Genomic DNA, 374 nt, shown 5'->3' with positions numbered 1-374 from the left:
TCATCGCGCGCGCGCTCTCCTATCGCCCCAAAATGCTGCTGATGGACGAGCCCTTCGGCGCGCTCGATGCTTTGACCCGACACCAGATGCAGGAACTGCTGACCCAGATCTGGGAGGAGCACCGGCTCACGGTGCTGTTCGTCACGCATGACGTGGAGGAGGCCGTTTACCTATCGGACCGCATCGTCGTCATGGGGATCGGCCCGGGACGCATCATGCAGACCTTCAACGTCGACATCGAACGCCCGCGCCGGGAAGAGGTCATGGAGACCCCCGCCTTCATGGATTTGCAACGCGGCGTGCACAAGGCGATCCGCGAGGCGTCGAGACGTCCCGAAATGGCGTGATGCCAGCAACCTTCGTCGGCCCCGCGG

At 63.9% G+C, this 374-nt stretch carries 1 pseudogene; it reads left to right on the top strand.

Annotation, left to right across the window (positions count from 1 at the left end):
- Window positions 1-347, top strand: a pseudogene (locus tag X744_RS139600) (ABC transporter ATP-binding protein); the annotation flags it as partial.
- Between the last annotated feature and the right edge of the window lie 27 nt (window positions 348-374).

It is taken from the genome of Mesorhizobium sp. LNHC252B00, from assembly GCF_000502955.1.
GTDB lineage: Bacteria > Pseudomonadota > Alphaproteobacteria > Rhizobiales > Rhizobiaceae > Mesorhizobium.
The sequence above is the reverse complement of the archived record's forward strand: the minus strand, read 5'-3'. Positions and strand labels throughout refer to the sequence as shown.